Below are 346 nucleotides of genomic sequence, written 5' to 3'. Positions count from 1 at the left end.
CTCGCCGACACATACGGGCAATAATGCCCAAATTATGAGAAATAAGGAGTACGGCCATATGTAACTCTTCCTGCATTTGTTGCAGAACGTTCAGTACCTGTGCTTCCGTCGTGACATCAAGGGCCGTCGTCGGTTCGTCGGCGAAAAGAAGTCGCGGCTTACAGGCAATGGCTGCCGCTATGAGACAACGTTGGCGCATCCCTCCCGACAGTTCGTGCGGATAGGAGCGGACACGTTGAGATGCCCCGCTTATCCCTACAGATTGAAGAAGCCGAACGGCTTCTTCAGCAGCTTCTTTCTTTGACAAGTGGAGATGGAGTCTCAGACCTTCTTCAATTTGCTCGCC

The 346-nt window shown here is 52.3% G+C and carries 1 protein-coding gene; it reads right to left on the bottom strand.

From position 1 onward, the window contains the following. A partial coding sequence (locus PGX78_RS08820; RefSeq protein WP_270446586.1) for an ATP-binding cassette domain-containing protein occupies positions 1-346 on the bottom strand: 346 nt, incomplete at both ends.

The organism is Megasphaera sp. AF13-6AC, from assembly GCF_027685385.1.
GTDB lineage: Bacteria > Bacillota > Negativicutes > Veillonellales > Megasphaeraceae > Megasphaera > Megasphaera micronuciformis.
This window is presented reverse-complemented; position numbering and strand designations above follow the sequence as displayed.